The 15,058-nt window shown below is 65.2% G+C and carries 13 protein-coding genes and 1 riboswitch; of the genes, 8 read left to right on the forward strand and 5 right to left on the reverse strand.

Annotated features, from left to right (window positions below; all coding sequences use genetic code 11):
- Positions 1 to 91: 91 nt before the first annotated feature.
- Positions 92 to 1,927, forward strand: a complete 1,836-nt coding sequence (gene cydD, locus J2W94_RS08265; protein WP_310092073.1) for a thiol reductant ABC exporter subunit CydD — start codon at positions 92 to 94, stop codon at positions 1,925 to 1,927.
- Positions 1,924 to 3,570, forward strand: a complete 1,647-nt coding sequence (gene cydC, locus J2W94_RS08270) for a thiol reductant ABC exporter subunit CydC (RefSeq protein ID WP_310092074.1) — start codon at positions 1,924 to 1,926, stop codon at positions 3,568 to 3,570. Before cydD ends, cydC begins: the two co-directional genes overlap by 4 nt.
- Positions 3,571 to 3,780: 210 nt before the next feature.
- On the opposite strand, the gene J2W94_RS08275 is transcribed toward cydC, so the two are convergent.
- Positions 3,781 to 4,554, reverse strand: coding sequence for a Crp/Fnr family transcriptional regulator (locus tag J2W94_RS08275; RefSeq protein WP_310092077.1), 774 nt, complete (start codon positions 4,552 to 4,554; stop codon positions 3,781 to 3,783).
- A 373-nt stretch (positions 4,555 to 4,927) separates the two neighbouring features.
- Between J2W94_RS08275 and J2W94_RS08280 the strand changes: the two genes are divergently transcribed.
- The 3 genes from J2W94_RS08280 to J2W94_RS08290 all read left to right on the forward strand — a co-directional run bounded on the left by J2W94_RS08280 (position 4,928) and on the right by J2W94_RS08290 (position 7,480).
- Entirely contained in the window at positions 4,928 to 6,292 is a 1,365-nt protein-coding gene (locus J2W94_RS08280) for a DEAD/DEAH box helicase (RefSeq protein ID WP_430540575.1), read from the forward strand.
- 176 nt (positions 6,293 to 6,468) lie between these two features.
- A complete protein-coding gene (gene queD, locus J2W94_RS08285) occupies positions 6,469 to 6,822 on the forward strand; it encodes a 6-carboxytetrahydropterin synthase QueD (protein WP_310092078.1) in 354 nt (117 codons plus the stop codon).
- A gap of 265 nt (positions 6,823 to 7,087) precedes the next feature.
- Positions 7,088 to 7,480, forward strand: coding sequence for a phasin family protein (locus J2W94_RS08290; RefSeq protein WP_093285472.1), 393 nt, complete (start codon positions 7,088 to 7,090; stop codon positions 7,478 to 7,480).
- 196 nt (positions 7,481 to 7,676) lie between these two features.
- Here J2W94_RS08290 and bioD read toward each other — a convergent pair whose 3' ends face one another.
- Positions 7,677 to 8,360 (reverse strand): dethiobiotin synthase, encoded by a 684-nt coding sequence (bioD, locus tag J2W94_RS08295; RefSeq protein WP_310092080.1) that lies wholly within the window; start codon positions 8,358 to 8,360, stop codon positions 7,677 to 7,679.
- A 141-nt stretch (positions 8,361 to 8,501) separates the two neighbouring features.
- Here bioD and J2W94_RS08300 point away from each other — a divergent pair, with 141 nt between their 5' ends.
- The 3 genes from J2W94_RS08300 to btuB all read left to right on the forward strand — a co-directional run bounded on the left by J2W94_RS08300 (position 8,502) and on the right by btuB (position 11,710).
- Entirely contained in the window at positions 8,502 to 8,987 is a 486-nt protein-coding gene (locus J2W94_RS08300; RefSeq protein ID WP_310092083.1) for a GAF domain-containing protein, read from the forward strand.
- Entirely contained in the window at positions 8,984 to 9,382 is a 399-nt protein-coding gene (locus tag J2W94_RS08305; RefSeq protein ID WP_310092085.1) for a TfoX/Sxy family protein, read from the forward strand. The genes J2W94_RS08300 and J2W94_RS08305 overlap by 4 nt, the downstream gene beginning before the upstream one ends.
- A 48-nt stretch (positions 9,383 to 9,430) precedes the next feature.
- Positions 9,431 to 9,675: riboswitch (cobalamin riboswitch) on the forward strand.
- Positions 9,676 to 9,805: 130 nt separating this feature from the next.
- Positions 9,806 to 11,710, forward strand: a complete 1,905-nt coding sequence (btuB, locus tag J2W94_RS08310) for a TonB-dependent vitamin B12 receptor (protein ID WP_310092087.1) — start codon at positions 9,806 to 9,808, stop codon at positions 11,708 to 11,710.
- A gap of 130 nt (positions 11,711 to 11,840) precedes the next feature.
- Here btuB and gph read toward each other — a convergent pair whose 3' ends face one another.
- The 3 genes from gph to J2W94_RS08325 form a co-directional block, all read right to left on the reverse strand.
- Positions 11,841 to 12,491 (reverse strand): phosphoglycolate phosphatase, encoded by a 651-nt coding sequence (gph, locus tag J2W94_RS08315; RefSeq protein WP_310092089.1) that lies wholly within the window; start codon positions 12,489 to 12,491, stop codon positions 11,841 to 11,843.
- A 248-nt stretch (positions 12,492 to 12,739) separates the two neighbouring features.
- Positions 12,740 to 13,813 carry a DNA polymerase IV gene (gene dinB / locus J2W94_RS08320; RefSeq protein WP_310092091.1) on the reverse strand — a complete coding sequence of 358 codons (1,074 nt, stop codon included), beginning with the start codon at positions 13,811 to 13,813 and terminating at the stop codon, positions 12,740 to 12,742.
- Positions 13,814 to 13,840: 27 nt separating this feature from the next.
- Positions 13,841 to 14,956, reverse strand: a complete 1,116-nt coding sequence (locus J2W94_RS08325; protein ID WP_310092093.1) for an aromatic ring-hydroxylating oxygenase subunit alpha — start codon at positions 14,954 to 14,956, stop codon at positions 13,841 to 13,843.
- Positions 14,957 to 15,058: the final 102 nt, after the last annotated feature.

A 15,058-nucleotide genomic window follows, 5' to 3' on the forward strand; every position in this document is an offset into this window, starting at 1 on the left:
GACGCATAGCTACAATGCGTTCACCGGCACCTCCTGCCCGGAACCCACGGTTCGCCTTGATCGCCGCCCACTTCCCCTCGACGCCAACCGCATGGAAGCCGTAGCAACGGCGGAAACGGAAGCAGTCGCGCTGCGTCGGGGAAAGATCCGGCGCCTGAATGGGTTGGGGCGGGCCTGCAAAGGCCGCCTGCGCATCGCCGGCGCCTGCGGCGCGCTCGCGGGCTGGATGCTGATTCCGCAGGCGGCCGCCATCGCCTGGGCGGTGCAGCAAGTGCTGGTGGAGCATGCGAGCCCCCGCGACTCGATGGCCCCGCTGTGCGCGCTGTTGATGGTGGGATTGCTGCGTGCCGCGCTGGCCTGGATATCGCGCAGGCAAGCCGATGAGGCCGTGGAAGCCATACGCGCCGATCTCCGTAACGGACTGATCCGACGCCTGCTGGCGGGTGGACCGCTATGGCTGCGCCAACGCCGCAGCGGCGAACTCGCCGAACTGATGGGCACCCATGCCGATGCCATGGAAGGCTATTTCGGCGGCTACCTGCTGGCGCGCGCGGAAGTGATCGCGGTGCCGCTGGCCTTGTTGATCGCAGTGTTCTGCGTGGACCGCGTGGTCGGCGCGATCCTGTTGGTGACTTTGCCGCTGATTCCCTTGTTCATGATGCTGGTCGGCTGGGGTGCGGAAGCGGCCAGCCGGCAGCAACTCAAGGCGCTGGCGCGCATGGGCGGCTATTTCGCCGACCGCTTGCGCGGGCTGGGAGTGATCCGTCTGTACGGACGCGGCGATGCCGAGCTGGCGGGCATACGCGATGCCGCCGAAGGAGTGCGCGTGCGCAGCCTCAAAGTGCTGCGAATCGCTTTCCTGTCTTCGGCAGTGCTGGAATTCTTCGCCTCGTTGAGCGTGGCGATGGTGGCGGTCTATCTGGGTCTGACCTACTTGGGCATGCTGGACCTGCGTGGCGCGCCGCTGAGCCTGGGCATGGGCGTGTTCTGTCTGCTGCTGGCGCCGGAGTACTACGCGCCGTTGCGGCGTCTGGCCACGCATTACCATGATCGCGCGAATGCATTGGCCGCGCTCGATGAAATCGAAAGCGCTCTGGAAGACAGCACACGTGCCGCAGATGCGGCGCACGTGGGAGCGGCGTCCCGCCGCGAGCTCTTGCCCTTACCCTCTTCCACAACCCTGGAAAAACAGCCACAAGCAGGAGCAGAAGCTCGCGGCGGGACGCCGCTCCCACAGGGGCAGCTCCCACAGGGCCAGCTTTCGGCTCGACCGGCTCCCACTGCGGCGGCGATGCTTGAAGTCTGCGATCTCGTTCTGCGCCCGCTTGGCGCGGCACATGACGTGCTGACCGGCATCACCTTCGACTTGAACGCCGGCGGCGGCCTTGCGCTGTGCGGTCCGAGCGGCTCTGGGAAAAGCACGCTGCTCGACGCATTGGCTGGCTGGCTCCTTCCAACCGCTGGCAGCTTGTCGATCCCCGAAGCCACCCGCATTGGCTACGCTTCGCAGCGCCCTTACCTCTTCCACGGCAGCATCGCCGACAACCTGCGCATGGCTAATCCGCAAGCCAGCGAAGCGGAGTTGCACTCTGCCGCCGAAGCCGCGCAAGTGCTCCGCTTCGCGCACAAGCTTCCGCATGGGCTGGACACGATGATCGGCGAACGCGGCTTCGGCCTGTCCGGCGGCGAAGCCAGGCGTATCGCCTTGGCTCGCGTGTTCCTGCGCGATCCGCAGCTGTTGCTGTTGGACGAACCCACCGCATTCCTCGATTCCGAAACCGAAACCGCATTGCTCGCCGCACTGGCGGAGTTCGCGCGTGGGCGCACCCTGGTGCTGGCGACGCACAGTCAGGCCGCCATGCGCTTGGCCGGACAAGTCTTGTGGCTGCCGGATGGCGTGATTTCCCCGGCGGAGGGCATGCCGTGAGCGTATTCCGCCTGCACGCGCGATCCATCGCCCTGACGATCTTCCTGCTGCTGCTCACGCTGCTGGCAGGCACCGCTCTGCTGGGATTGGCTGGGCACTTCCTGACCGCCGCCGCGCTGGCGGGCGCGACGGCGATGGGGTTCAACTTCTTCGCTCCCTCTGCCGGCATCCGCGCGCTGACCTTCCTCCGCATCCTGTCGCGGTACGCCGAAAAACTCGTCGGCCACGACACGACCCTGCGGCTGGCGCGCGACCTGCGCGTGGACTTCTTCCACCGCGTGTTGCCGCTCGCTCCGCTGGGATTGGGAAGGCATCGCGTGGGCGATCTGCTGGCGCGGCTGGTGGCGGACATCGAAAGCGTGGATGGCCTGTTGGTGCGCGCGCTCGGCCCCTTGCTCGCACTGGCGGGATTGGGATTGGTCGCCGCCATCGCAGCGGGGTTCGTGCTGCCTGCGGCAGGAGCGCTACTCGCCCTCGTCCTGCTGACGCTGGGCGTCGGCATTCCCTCCGTCGTCTCCCGCAGCGCAACCCACGCTGAAACGGCGAGAGCGCAAGCGCGTGCGGACTTGCGCACCGCCGTACTCGAAGGGCTGGAAGGCGCGACCGATCTGGCCGCGCTGGAAGCGACCGGATCGTGGATCGAACATATCGACGCAGCCACCGCGGAAGCCGCGCGCTGCGAACGCGAGCGCAAGGCGCGCCTGTCGCTGGGCACCGCCCTGCATGCGACCGTCGTGGCCCTCTCGCTGCCGGCCATGCTGTGGTTGCTGCTGGACGCCGCGTACAACGGCCGTCTGTCCCCCGCCGCGGTGGGTGGACTGTTCTTCATGACCGTCGCCGTCTACGAAGCGTGCGCCGGCGCGAACCTGGCTTGGCAATCGCTGCAGGCAGCGCGCGCGTCGCAGCAGCGCCTGCAGCAGGTCGCCACGCAGGCGCCGCTAGTGGCCGATCCTGCGATGGCTCAGCCCGTGCCCAAGCACGCGGAGCTGGAATTCCGGGACGTCTGTTTCCACTGGCCGGACGAGGCGCGCGACGTATTGCGGGAAGCGAACCTGCGCATCGCTCCCGGACAACGCATCGCGCTGTACGGCGACAGCGGCGCCGGCAAGAGTTCGCTGCTGGCGCTGGCCCTGCGCCTGTGCGATCCGCAAAGCGGATCGGTGCGTTATGGCGGCGCCGACCTGCGCCAGTTCAAGCAGGCCGACTGGCACGCGCAGATCGCGTGGTTGCCGCAGGAAGCGCCGGTGTTCGCCGGCAGCGTCCGCGACAACCTGCGCATGGGCGCGCCCGAAGCCGACGATACGCAGCTGTGGGACGCGTTGTCGCAAGTGAAGATGGAAGGCGCGATTAGCGCGCTATCGGAGGGGCTCGATGCGTGGATCGGTGAGAACGGCGCCACGCTTTCGGCCGGCCAATCGCGCCGCATCGCACTCGCACGCGCATTGCTGCGCGACACGCCGTTGTTGTTGTTGGACGAGCCGACCGAAGGCCTGGATGCCGACACCGCCAACGAACTGCTGCTGGACCTGTCCGCCGCCAGCGGATCGCGCAGCGTGCTGATGGTCAGCCATGATGAATTGCCGGAAGGGGTTGTGCATGCCCGATATCGATTGATCGATGGGCATCTGGTCTTGGAAACGTGAGTCTTTATTTTAGAGACGAGCGGCGCGACTGCTTTTGACTCCCTTCTCCCACCGGGAGAAGGTGGCGCGAAGCGACGGATGAGGGCGTGCGAATTCAGGCTCACGGGAAGTTACAGTTCAAGCTGATTTTTCCTTCCCTCATCCGCCCTACGGGCACCCCGTATCAAGTACGGGGCAGGCTCTTCTCCCGGAGGGAGAAGGAAAGCATGATCAAGCCCGCGCTTCGGCTAGCGCCTGCAAACGCTTCGGATCCAATAACTCGATGTGATGCGGATCAGCAGCGGAGATCATCCCGTCCTGGCGCAGCCTGGTGAAGCTGCGGCTCACCGTCTCCACCGTCAGCCCCAGGTAGTCGGCGATATCGGCGCGCGTCATCGGCAGCACCAGTTGGTTGCCGCCGATGCCCTGCCGCTGCCGGCGCGCGGCCATGTCCAGCAGGAAGCCGGCCAGACGCTCCAGCGGCGTCATTCGCGCCAGCGCCATCAGGTTGTTGCGGGTCGCATCGAGTTCGACGCAGGCGCGTTCCAACAATTCGTGTTCCAGCCCGGGATGGCGTTCGCACAGTTCGCGCATGTCGGCCTGGGCGATGGAACAGAGCACGCTGTCGCTGATCGCCTCGATCGAGTGCCGATAGTGGGAGGCGCCGCTGAAACCGATGAAATCGCCCGGCATCAGAAAACCGGCCACCAGGCGGCGGCCGTCCGGCAACACGCGGATGCGGCGCAGGGCCCCGGAAGTGACGGTGAAGACATAGCGCCGCACATCGCCTTCGCGGGCCAGCATCTGTCCGGCCTGCAGACGGACATCGCCCGCCATTGCGTCCAGCGCTTCGGTCTGGTCGGTGGAAAGCGCGGTGCAGACGGCCAGATGGCGCACCAGACAGCGGGTGCAGGCATGGGTGCCGGTACGGCGCGACGGCGTTGCCGCCCGGATCGGGCCGGGAACGTCCTTGCCTCTGGGGCTGCGCAGGACGGGTGAATCCATGTCAGGAGCGGGGTTTCCCGTGCATGCGCCCATGATACTCCCGGGCCCTGTCTGAACGTCCGACACCACTAAGGAGGAGCTTTTGCGAGCGGGATCGGTTACAGTGCGCCCCGTTTGCAAGCGGCCGTCCGTTTCCCTTCGGGATCGCCGGCGCCTCAGGTCTCGTAAGTTGACCGATGCGCCCGCCCCCACTCCGACGCCATTCGCCTTGCAGATACGGCCCCGCCGCTTTGGCGCCGGCCGCCTACATTTCTCGCAGCGCGGTTCATCGGGAACGCTTCGGGTAATACCTCGATCTCTTCTGGTCTGTTGCCGTCCGCACTTTGCGTGGGCGACTGCGGCCGTTTCGATCGGAATACTGGAGCTTCATCGAATGTCTTTTGAAAACCTCGGGCTTTCGCCCTTCCTGCTGCGTGCCCTGAAAGAACAGGGTTACGACACCCCCACCCCCATCCAGACCCAGGCCATTCCGCTGGCCCTGGCCGGCCACGACCTGATGGCCGGCGCGCAGACCGGCACCGGCAAGACCGCCGCGTTCGGCCTGCCGCTGTTGCAGCACCTGGGCACCTCTCCGCAGGCGGTCAACGGCCAGCGCAAGCCGCGCGCGCTGATCCTGGCCCCGACCCGCGAGCTGGCCGTGCAGGTGCACGACAGCCTGCGCGACTACAGCAAATACCTGCGCATCCCCAGCACCACCATCTACGGCGGCGCCGGCATGGGCCCGCAGCAGGACGCGCTGCGTCGTGGCGTGGACCTGATCGTGGCCACCCCCGGCCGTTTGATCGACCACATGGACCGCCGCAACGTGGACCTGTCGGGCATCGAGATCCTGGTGCTGGACGAAGCCGACCGCATGCTCGACATGGGCTTCCTGCCGGCGATCAAGCGCATCCTCACCAAACTGCCCAAGCAGAACCGGCAGACGCTGCTGTTCTCGGCGACCTTCGTCGACAGCATCAAGCAGCTGGCGATGGAGTTCATGCACGAGCCCAAGCAGATCCAGGTCACCCCCAGCAACACCGTGGCCGAGACCATCAGCCACCGCGTGCATCCGGTCGACGGCACCCGCAAGCGCGAACTGCTGCTGCACATCCTGGCCGCCGATTCGCGCAAGCAGACCCTGGTGTTCGGCCGCACCAAGCACGGCTGCGACAAGCTGACCAAGTACCTGGAGCAGTCCGGCATCAAGGCCGCGGCGATCCACGGCAACAAGAGCCAGGGCGCCCGCATCCGCGCGCTGAAGGACTTCAAGGCCGGCCGCATCAACGTACTGGTGGCCACCGACATCGCCGCGCGCGGTATCGATATCGACCAGCTGCCGACCGTGATCAACTTCGACCTGCCGATGGTCGCCGAGGATTACGTGCACCGTATCGGCCGCACCGGCCGCAACGGCTCGCAGGGCGAAGCGATCTCGCTGGTGGCGCAGGACGAAGCCAAACTGCTGCGTGCGATCACCCGCATGCTCAAGCGCGACGTGGAAATCCGCGACGTGCCCGGCTTCGAGCCGATGCGTCCGATCCGCTGGGGCAACGACAATCCGCCCAACGAGCGTCCGGGCGGCAACAGCGCCCCGCGCCGCGCCAATACCGCGCGTCGTCCGCATTCGGAGGCGCCGCGTCATGCGCATGCCGGCCCGAAGCAGCGTACCGCCGGCGGCGCGCATCCGTCGGGCGGACAGCGCGATGGTGCGCGCAGTCCCAACCCCTATCGTCAGGGTGCGCGTCCGGCACGCTGAGCTTCTTCGGTAATTGATTCGGAAAGGGCTGGCCTTCGGGCCGGCCTTTTCTTTGTCATCGAGCAACCAAAATAAGGTCGTCATCCCGGCATTCGCCGGGATGACGACCTTTGATGAATATTTCTCGGTAATCCGGGCCTTCTTCGGCCCCAACCCACACAACTACAATGCCGCCCATGGACATCTTCAAAATCTTCACCCTGGAAGCCGCGCACCGGCTTCCCAACGTTCCGCCCGGCCACAAGTGCGCGCGCCTGCATGGGCATTCGTTCCGCATCGAAGTGCGCGTGACGGGCGAACCGGGGCCTGAAACCGGCTGGGTGATGGACTTCGGCGACATCAAGGCCGCGTTCCAGCCGCTATACGACCAGCTGGATCATCATTACCTCAACGACATCGAAGGCCTGGACAACCCGACCAGCGAACGGCTGGCGATCTGGGTCTGGGAGCGGCTCAAGCCCGCATTGCCTGCGCTGAGCGAGATCGTGGTCCACGAGACCTGCACCTCGGGCTGCCGCTACCGCGGCTGAGCCGGCGGCACATCTATTTATAGATGTGGGAGCGGCGTCCCGCCGCGAGCTTTCCCCCAGGCAATCACGCATTGTCGACCTGTGCCAGGTAAGAGCTCGTGGCGGGACGCCGCTCCCACGGCCCTATTGGGTCCATACAAGCGCTTGATTTTAAACGGGCCCTGACCGTTCGTCGGCTGACCATACGCCTGTTGTTGCATTGCAACAAAGGCCTGTATATGCTGCACCGCAACAAGTCGGTAAACCCCTTTCAGGAGACATCATCATGTCCGCACAGATCAACGAACAGTTCACCACCTTCACCCACCAGTTCGCCGCTGCCGCTGCGCGCGCCAACCGTCTGGCCCTGGAAAACGCCGAAACCGTGTTCGGCGTGCAGCTGAAGACCTTCGAGAAGAACGTCGAAGCCACCACCGCGTTCTTCGGCGAGCTGTCGGAAATCCGCGACGTCGAAGCCTACAAGACCGTGTGGCCGAAGGGCCTGCAGATCGCCAAGGAAAACGCCGAGCGCTTCGCCGCTGCCGGCCAGGAAGTGATCGGCCTGACCCTGAAGACCAACGAAGCCCTCGGCCAGCTGGCCAAGAGCCAGTTCGAAGCCGCCAGCGAAACCGCGCAGGCGACCGTGGCCAAGGCGACCAAGGCCGCTAAGGGCAAGTAAGCCAAGCAAGCAATCTGCAACACCTCGTCGTTTTATTGCGCGGCCCCCCTCCCTCCGCGCAACCGACCCGGCAGCCCCCACGCTGCCGGGTTTTTTATTGCCCGAGCGCGTAGGAGCGACGTGAGTCGCGAATTGTGCCGAGATCCTGGCTTCACGACTTACGCCCCAAAGGAAGTCCCCTTGGGGGACGGCGCTCCTACGGCAGCGGACCTTCGCGCGCCAACTTCAGCTCGCGCGACAAAGACTTGGCGTCCGGTGTCGGGCGAAAAGGCAATCTTCCCCAGCAGGGCGCTTGCAGGCGGACACGCAACAATTCGAAATTTTCGTCCTGGCGGTCCATGTCCGGATCGACGTGATTGGCGATCCAGCCCACCAGCTCGCAACCATCGTCGGCGATCGCGCGCGCCGTCAGTCGCGCGTGATTGAGACAGCCCAGGCGCATGCCCACCACCATCACCACCGGCAAGCGCAAGCTGCGCACCACGTCGACCTGATCCAGCGTGGCGGACAACGGCGCCGACCAACCTCCGACACCCTCCACCACCACCGCATCGGCCGAGACCCGCAAGCGTTCGAATGCGGACACGATCTTCCCCAATTCGATTTCCACGCCGGCCTCGCGCGCGGCGATTTCCGGCGCCAGCGGCGAAGGCAAGGCATAGGGATTGAGATCGGCGTAGCCGGGACGCGGATCGCTGGCTTCCAACAACGCCAGCGCATCCTCGTTGCGCCAGCCGGTGTCGGTCCGCTCGCAACCGCTGGCCACCGGCTTCATGCCGACCGCACGCAGTCCGTCCGATCGCAAAGCGTGCAGCAACGCGGTGGAGGCGATGGTCTTGCCTATGCCGGTGTCGGTTCCGGTGACGTAGAAATGCTTCATCTTGGAAATGGTGGCCGTTGCTCGCGTCGAATCTCGTTTACTTTTGCATGATTTAGGTTACGCATGTGCGCCTAATCAACAGGCGTAGCCACACCATGGCTGCACGGAACGCCGTCATCATGAAAGGGATAGAATCCGGCCATGTCCTTCGCCACCCAGACCCTGTCCGGCAGTAAGCCGGAACAGTATGCGCAGCTCGTCGCTCAGGCGCGCGCATTGATCCAGGGCGAGCCCGACCGCGTGGCCAACGCCGCGAACCTGGCCGCCCTCGTCTACCACGCCTTGCCCGATCTCAATTGGGTCGGCTTCTATTTCTACGACGGCGCCGAACTGGTGGTGGGTCCCTTCCAGGGTTTGCCCGCCTGCGTCCGCATCGCGCTGGACAAAGGCGTCTGCGGCGCCGCCGCGCGCACCCGCCAGACCCAGCGCGTGGCCGATGTGGAAGCCTTCCCCGGCCATATCGCCTGCGATGCGGCCTCACGCTCCGAATTGGTGGTGCCGCTGGTGCACGACGGCGAACTGGTCGGCGTGTTCGACCTGGACAGCCCGCGCGTCAATCGCTTCGACGAGGAAGACCAACAGGGCCTGGAAGCCATCGCCCAAGCCTTCCTGGACGCCCTGCAATGACCGCCGCGCCGCCGATCAAGATGCGCAACATCGGCCCCAAGTCCGCCGCCTGGTTGCGCCAGGTGGGCTTGCGGACCCAGGAAGACATCGCCGCCGCCGGCCCGGTCGATGCCTTCATGCGGGTCAAGCGCGCCGGTTTCCGTCCCAGCCTCAACTTGCTGTACGCGCTGGAAGGCGCATTGGCCGACTGCCATTGGCAGGAAGTGCCCGAAGCGCGCCGGCAGCTACTCGTGGCCGAATACGAAGCGGCCGCCGCCCTGCTTCCCGCACCGCGCGGACGTCCCGCCGCGTCGCCGGTCACCACCACGCACCACGAACAGCAGGATCACGAGGCATCGCCCGCGTTCGATCTGTTCGATTCGCCGGGCGACGACGACGGCGAACGCGAAGACTAAATCGGTCGCGCCCGACGCGCGGCTATGCCCGCCCGTCCCGCATCGCGTACACTTCGCGCGCTTCAAGGTGACCCTGCGGCACGCGCCAACGGGTTGAAACGGGAAGCCGGTGAGTCGTTCCGATCCAGGTCGCGAGCCACGATTCCGGCGCTGCCCCCGCAACGGTAAGCGAGCCAGCCAGAGCATCAGCCACTGCACGCATGTGCGGGAAGGCGCCGCGGCCGAAGCCGCACTCGCACGAGTGCCCTCTTCAACTCGCAAGCCCGGAGACCGGCCTTGGAGTTCACTGGTTGCGATGCGGCGGGCATTGCGGCGGCGGTCCGTGCTGCGGGCCTTCGCGCGCGCCTTAACTGGCAATTCCCACCGCTTGCGACTCCATCAGACCATTCCGCGTACGGGTCGTGCGCGGTGGAGAAGTTCGCCATGCAGCACCGTCTTCCCGTTTTCCCCTCGCTCCACGTCCTTGCCTTCGCCATCGCGCTGGTTCTTCCCTCGATGGCCCGTGCGGAGATCGCCGCCGACGCCACCGATCTCGACGAGATCGTGGTCACCGGCACCCGCACCGATGTCGCCATCGAAGACAGCCTGATGCCTGCGCAGGTGATCGACCGCGAAGAAATCGAACGCACGCAGGCGCGCTCGTTGCCGGAACTGCTGAAAGGCCGCGCGGGCCTGAACATCACCAACCAGGGCGGGCCAGGCAAGCTGACCTCGATCTTCCTGCGCGGCGCCGAATCCGACCACGTGCTGGTACTGGTCGACGGCATCCGCATCGGCTCCGCCACCGCCGGCCTGGCGTCTTTCCAGGACTTGCCCGTCGATCAGATCGAACGTATCGAAATCATCCGCGGCCCGCGCTCCAGCCTGTACGGTTCGGAAGCCATCGGCGGCGTGATCCAGATCTTCACCCGCAAGGGCGGCATGGGTTTCGAACCGCATTTCCGCATCGGCGCGGGCAGCAATAATCTGCGCGAGGCCAGCGCCGGTTTCAGCAATCGCGGCGAACGCGGCTGGATCAGCGCCGAAGGGGCGTACCAGGAGACCGACGGCATCAATGCCTGCCGTGGCGCGGGCTTTCCCGTCTTCCAGGGTTGCTTCGCCGACGAACCCGACCAGGACGGCTATCGCAACGTCTCCCTATCGCTGCGCGGCGGCGTTGACGTCACCGACGATGTGACCGTCGAGGGCCATTTCCTCAACGCCGATGCCGACAACGAATACGACGGCAGCATCTTCGGCGGCAACGAGACCGAAACCACCCAGCGCGTGCTCGGCAGCAAGCTGACCTGGACGCCGGGCGAGCGCTTCAAACTCACCGCGCAGGCGGGACGCACTGCGGACAAGTCCGACGCGTACTTCCGTGACGCGGGTGTCCGCAGCTACGTCAACACCTTCGACACGCAGCGCGACACGGCCTCGCTGCAGGCGGATTTCGCGTTCGCCGACGGACAGCTGCTGACCGCCGGCGGCGACTGGCAACGGGACGAAGTGACCAGCACCACCGAATTTCTGGTGAACGAACGCGACAACACCGGCGTCTTCGTCGAATACCAGGGCCGCTTCGGCGCGCACCAGCTGCAGGCCAGTGTGCGCAACGACGACAACGAACAGTTCGGCAACCACACCACCGGCAGCGTCGGTTGGGGCATGTCGTTGGGCAATGATTTCAGGCTCAACGCCAGCTACGGCACCGGCTTCAAGGCGCCTACGTTCAACGACCTGTACTTCCCGTTCGGCGGCAACCCGGACCTGAAGCCGGAAGAGTCGAAGAGCTTCAACCTCGGTATCGGGCAATACGCTGCGAACTGGACCTGGACGTTCAACGTGTTCCAGACGCGCATCGATGCGCTGACCGGCTACGACAGCTTCTTCAACCTGGTGCAGATAGACGAAGCGCGCATCCGTGGCGCGGAACTGACCTTCGCCACCACCTTCGCCGGCTGGGACCTGTCGACGCAACTCAGTTATGCCGATCCGCGTGCGCGTGCGCACCTGACCGCCGAAGGCGCCGACAATCCCAACTACGACAACCTGCTGCCCCGTCGCGCTCCGCGCACCGGTCGCATCGACCTGGACCGCAGCTTCGGCGCCTTCCGTTTCGGCACCACCCTCAACGGCGCCAGCGCACGCTACGACGACGCGGCCAACACTGTGCGTGTGGCCGGATACGGGACCGTGGATCTGCGCTTGGAATATGCAGTGAATGCCGACTGGACGCTGCAGGCACGCGCGACCAACGTGTTCGACCGGGACTACGAGACCATCGCCTGGTACAACCAGCCCGGCCGCGAGTACGGGCTGAGCCTGCGCTACCGGCCAGCGCGCTGAGCGCGCGACGTAGAGGCGAGCCCTTCGACAGGCTCAGGACATGCTTGCTCGGCCGCTTTTGAATTGTCGGCAACGCATCTCGACGCACGCCCGCACCCTCACCCCAACCCCTCTCCCGCTGGAGAGGGGCTCAGGCCGCGAGCAGTTCGCGCATGTCGTCGACCACCTGTATCCCCTTCACCGCATGCGGATCGAAGCCGCGCAGATAACCGTAAGTCACCAGCGCCATCGGCATCTTGGCCGCCACCGCCGTCTCCACGTCGGTGGCCGAATCGCCGACCATCAGGCATTGCGCCGGTTGCAGGCCGAAATGCTCGACCACGTGCAGCAGCGGCAGCGCACTGGGTTTGCGCTCGGGCAGCGTGTCGCCGCCGACGATGACTTCGAAATAACCGCCCAGGTCCAGCGCATCGAGCAGCGGACGCACGAAACGCTCAGGCTTGTTGGTGCACACCGCCACAGCGACGCCGCGATCGCGCAGCGCCTGCAGCGTTTCGACCACGCCCGGATAGACGGTGGGATACAGCAGCAGGCACTCGGCGTAATGGACCATGAAGCCCGGCATCACTTCTTCCAAGTCAATGCGCTTGCCGGCGTGTTCGAATGCGCTGGTCACCAATGCGCGCGCGCCGTCGCCTATCCAGCCGCGGATGACCGATTCCTCGACCCGCGGCAATGACCAGTCCGCCAGCGTGCGATTGACCGCCTCGGCGATATCGGACGCGCTGTCCACCAGGGTGCCGTCCAGGTCGAAGACGACAAGCGAATAAGGAAAGCTCAAGATTTTTCTCCAGATGAAAAGATTGCTTACCGCAAACTTATATCCCGTTCGTGGTGAGCTTGTCGAAGATCCCGCTCATGGTAAGCCCGTCGAGTATCCCGTTCGTGGTGAGCCTGTCGAACCACGCCTTTTGCATAATGCTTCAGAGCAAGCGGCTGTAAGATTCCTCCAAGAGCGTGGTTCGACAAGCTCACCACGAACGGTTGCTCAGGCTCAAACGGCTGCTAAGACTCACCACGAACGGTTCTCTATGGGTTCGACTCATTAAACAATGTGCCTTGGGACATTCCCTCCTCGCGCTCGCGAAAGCCTCCCAGCCCCACGCCCACCAACCGATACAGGGTTCCCTCCGGCTGCTCCACTCTCGCGCATAACGACAAGGCGATGTCCGTCAGCGTTTCGAGGGAATCCGGCGGCGTCTCCGGCGTATGGCTGCGGGTAAGAATGCGGAACTGGGAAGTCTTGAGCTTCAGCACCACCGTGCGCCCGACACGTTCGGTCTTGCGCGAAGCTTCCCACGTCTTCACCGCCAGGCGACGGATGGTGGGCGCCAATTCGTGCAGCGGCACGTCATGTTCGAACGTATCCTCGGCGGAAATGGATTGCACCGGCTGGTTGGGTTCGACCGGCCGTTCGTCGATGCCGCGCGCACGGCGGTACAGGGAAGCGCCGAAGCTGCCGAAATTGCGCTGCAGCTCGTCCATCGGGTACTCGCGCAGATCGCCGACCAGCTCGATGCCCAGCGCGGAAAGTTTTCCCTGCATCACCTTGCCCACGCCGGGAATCTTCGCCACCGGCAGCGGCGCCAGGAAGGCGTCGACCTGCTGCGGACGGATCACGAACTGACCGTCGGGCTTGCGCCAGTCCGAGGCGATCTTGGCCAGGAACTTGTTGGGGGCGATGCCGGCCGAAGCGGTGAGCGAAGTTTCCTCGCGGATCTGCCGGCGGATCTCTTCGGCGATGGCGGTGGCGCTGGGGAAATCGGTCTTGGGCTCGGTGACGTCCAGGTAGGCTTCGTCTAGCGATAGCGGTTCCACCAAGTCGGTGTGCCGCAGGAAGATGTCGCGGATCTGTTTCGAGGCCGCCTTGTAGCGCACGAAATCCGGCGGCACGAATACCGCCTGCGGGCATAGCCGCTCCGCGCGCACCGCCGGCATCGCCGAGCGCACGCCGAACTTGCGCGCCTCGTACGAGGCCGCGCACACCACCGACCGCGCGCCGCGCCAAGCCACCACGACGGGCTTTCCACGCAGGTCGGGATTGTCGCGTTGCTCGACCGACGCGTAGAAGGCGTCCATGTCGATGTGGAGGATCTTGCGCACAGGCGCATTATGCCGCGCACAGCCTCGCTAGGCATCGGTTCCCGAGGTCAGATCCGCGTGCAACAGGCGATGGAACAGGTGCTCGCCCGCTTCGCGCCGCACCGAAAGCCGGCCGGTGGAATAGGCGCGCGAATTCAGGCCGCGCTGCACCGATTTGCAGATGGCCATGTCCTCGTCCTGGATGATGTTGCCCACATCGATGCTGGCCCGGTTGCGTTCGCGCGCGGCCTCCGAGACATCGGCGAAGTAGAAATCGAAGATGACCTCGGTGCGGTCCAGCCCCAGCGGCAGGACCAGGTTCACATCCATCTGACCTTCGTACCAGTTGACCATGAAATTGGGGTGCAGCCAGTAGTACAACGCGCGGTCGCCGCCGCGCACCGAGGAGAAATCGGCGTGATCGCCGTCCTTCACCATCGGGCTGGACTGCAAGCAGTGGTGCTTTCCGTTTTCGATGGTGTAGTTCTTGAAATCCAGGACGCTGTTGAGGCCCTTGTGCAGGTGCGGCACGTGATAGCCGCCGTCGAGGTAGTTATCGACGAAGACTTTCCAGTTGCAGTCGAAGAGATAGTGACGGCGCTCGAACCAGTGCAGTTGGTGCAATCGCAGGGCGGCGAATTCCGCGATCAGATCCGGGCCCAGGAATTCCTCCAGGCTAGGGCCGTCCGCATCCAGGCGCACGAATACCCAGTTCTCCCACACCGCCGTCGCCACCGGCGCCAGTCCGTGCGTGCTGCGGTCGAAGTGGCACTCGCTGTTGAAGCTGGGCGTACCCTTGAGCGCGCCTTCCAATGTGTAAGTCCAGCCGTGGTAAGGGCAGCGCAGGTTCTTCGCGCAGCCGGCTGCTTCGGTCATCACCGCCGCGGCGTGGTGGCGGCACACATTGAAGAAACCCCGCAGCACGCCATCGTCCCCGCGCACCACCAGGATGGGTTCGCCAGCGATTTCGCAGGTGACGTATTGGCCGGGTTCGCGCAACTGGTCCACGCGTCCGGCCAGCTGCCAAGTGCGGGAGAAGGTGGTGCGGCGTTCGAGCGCGGCGATGCGTTCGTCGACGTACCACGAGGAGGGGATGGTGCTGGCTTCCGCCAGCGGCGTCGCAGGATCGTATTGTCCGAGGAGCTCGGTTACCGAGGCCTTCATACGTGCATGCCATCCAGGTCAGCGGCGATGTTATCGCCACTGTAACGGACAACCTCGGCGCATGGTATCGCCGCGCGGGGACGGCGATAGCATGCACAGCAA

This window comes from Pseudoxanthomonas sacheonensis, assembly GCF_031455975.1.
GTDB classification, from domain to species: Bacteria; Pseudomonadota; Gammaproteobacteria; order Xanthomonadales; family Xanthomonadaceae; genus Pseudoxanthomonas_A; species Pseudoxanthomonas_A sacheonensis_A.

Bases quoted from the DNA above. Each gene is read 5' to 3' on its own strand.
- J2W94_RS08300 (WP_310092083.1), top strand. From the start codon at position 8,502: ATGTCCTTCGCCACCCAGACCCTGTCCGGCAGTAAGCCGGAACAGTAT.
- btuB (WP_310092087.1), top strand. From the start codon at position 9,806: ATGCAGCACCGTCTTCCCGTTTTCCCCTCGCTCCACGTCCTTGCCTTC.
- cydD (WP_310092073.1), top strand. From the start codon at position 92: ATGGAAGCCGTAGCAACGGCGGAAACGGAAGCAGTCGCGCTGCGTCGG.
- J2W94_RS08325 (WP_310092093.1), bottom strand. From the start codon at position 14,956: ATGAAGGCCTCGGTAACCGAGCTCCTCGGACAATACGATCCTGCGACG.
- queD (WP_310092078.1), top strand. From the start codon at position 6,469: ATGGACATCTTCAAAATCTTCACCCTGGAAGCCGCGCACCGGCTTCCC.
- bioD (WP_310092080.1), bottom strand. From the start codon at position 8,360: ATGAAGCATTTCTACGTCACCGGAACCGACACCGGCATAGGCAAGACC.
- J2W94_RS08280 (WP_430540575.1), top strand. From the start codon at position 4,928: ATGTCTTTTGAAAACCTCGGGCTTTCGCCCTTCCTGCTGCGTGCCCTG.
- J2W94_RS08305 (WP_310092085.1), top strand. From the start codon at position 8,984: ATGACCGCCGCGCCGCCGATCAAGATGCGCAACATCGGCCCCAAGTCC.
- J2W94_RS08290 (WP_093285472.1), top strand. From the start codon at position 7,088: ATGTCCGCACAGATCAACGAACAGTTCACCACCTTCACCCACCAGTTC.
- J2W94_RS08275 (WP_310092077.1), bottom strand. From the start codon at position 4,554: ATGGATTCACCCGTCCTGCGCAGCCCCAGAGGCAAGGACGTTCCCGGC.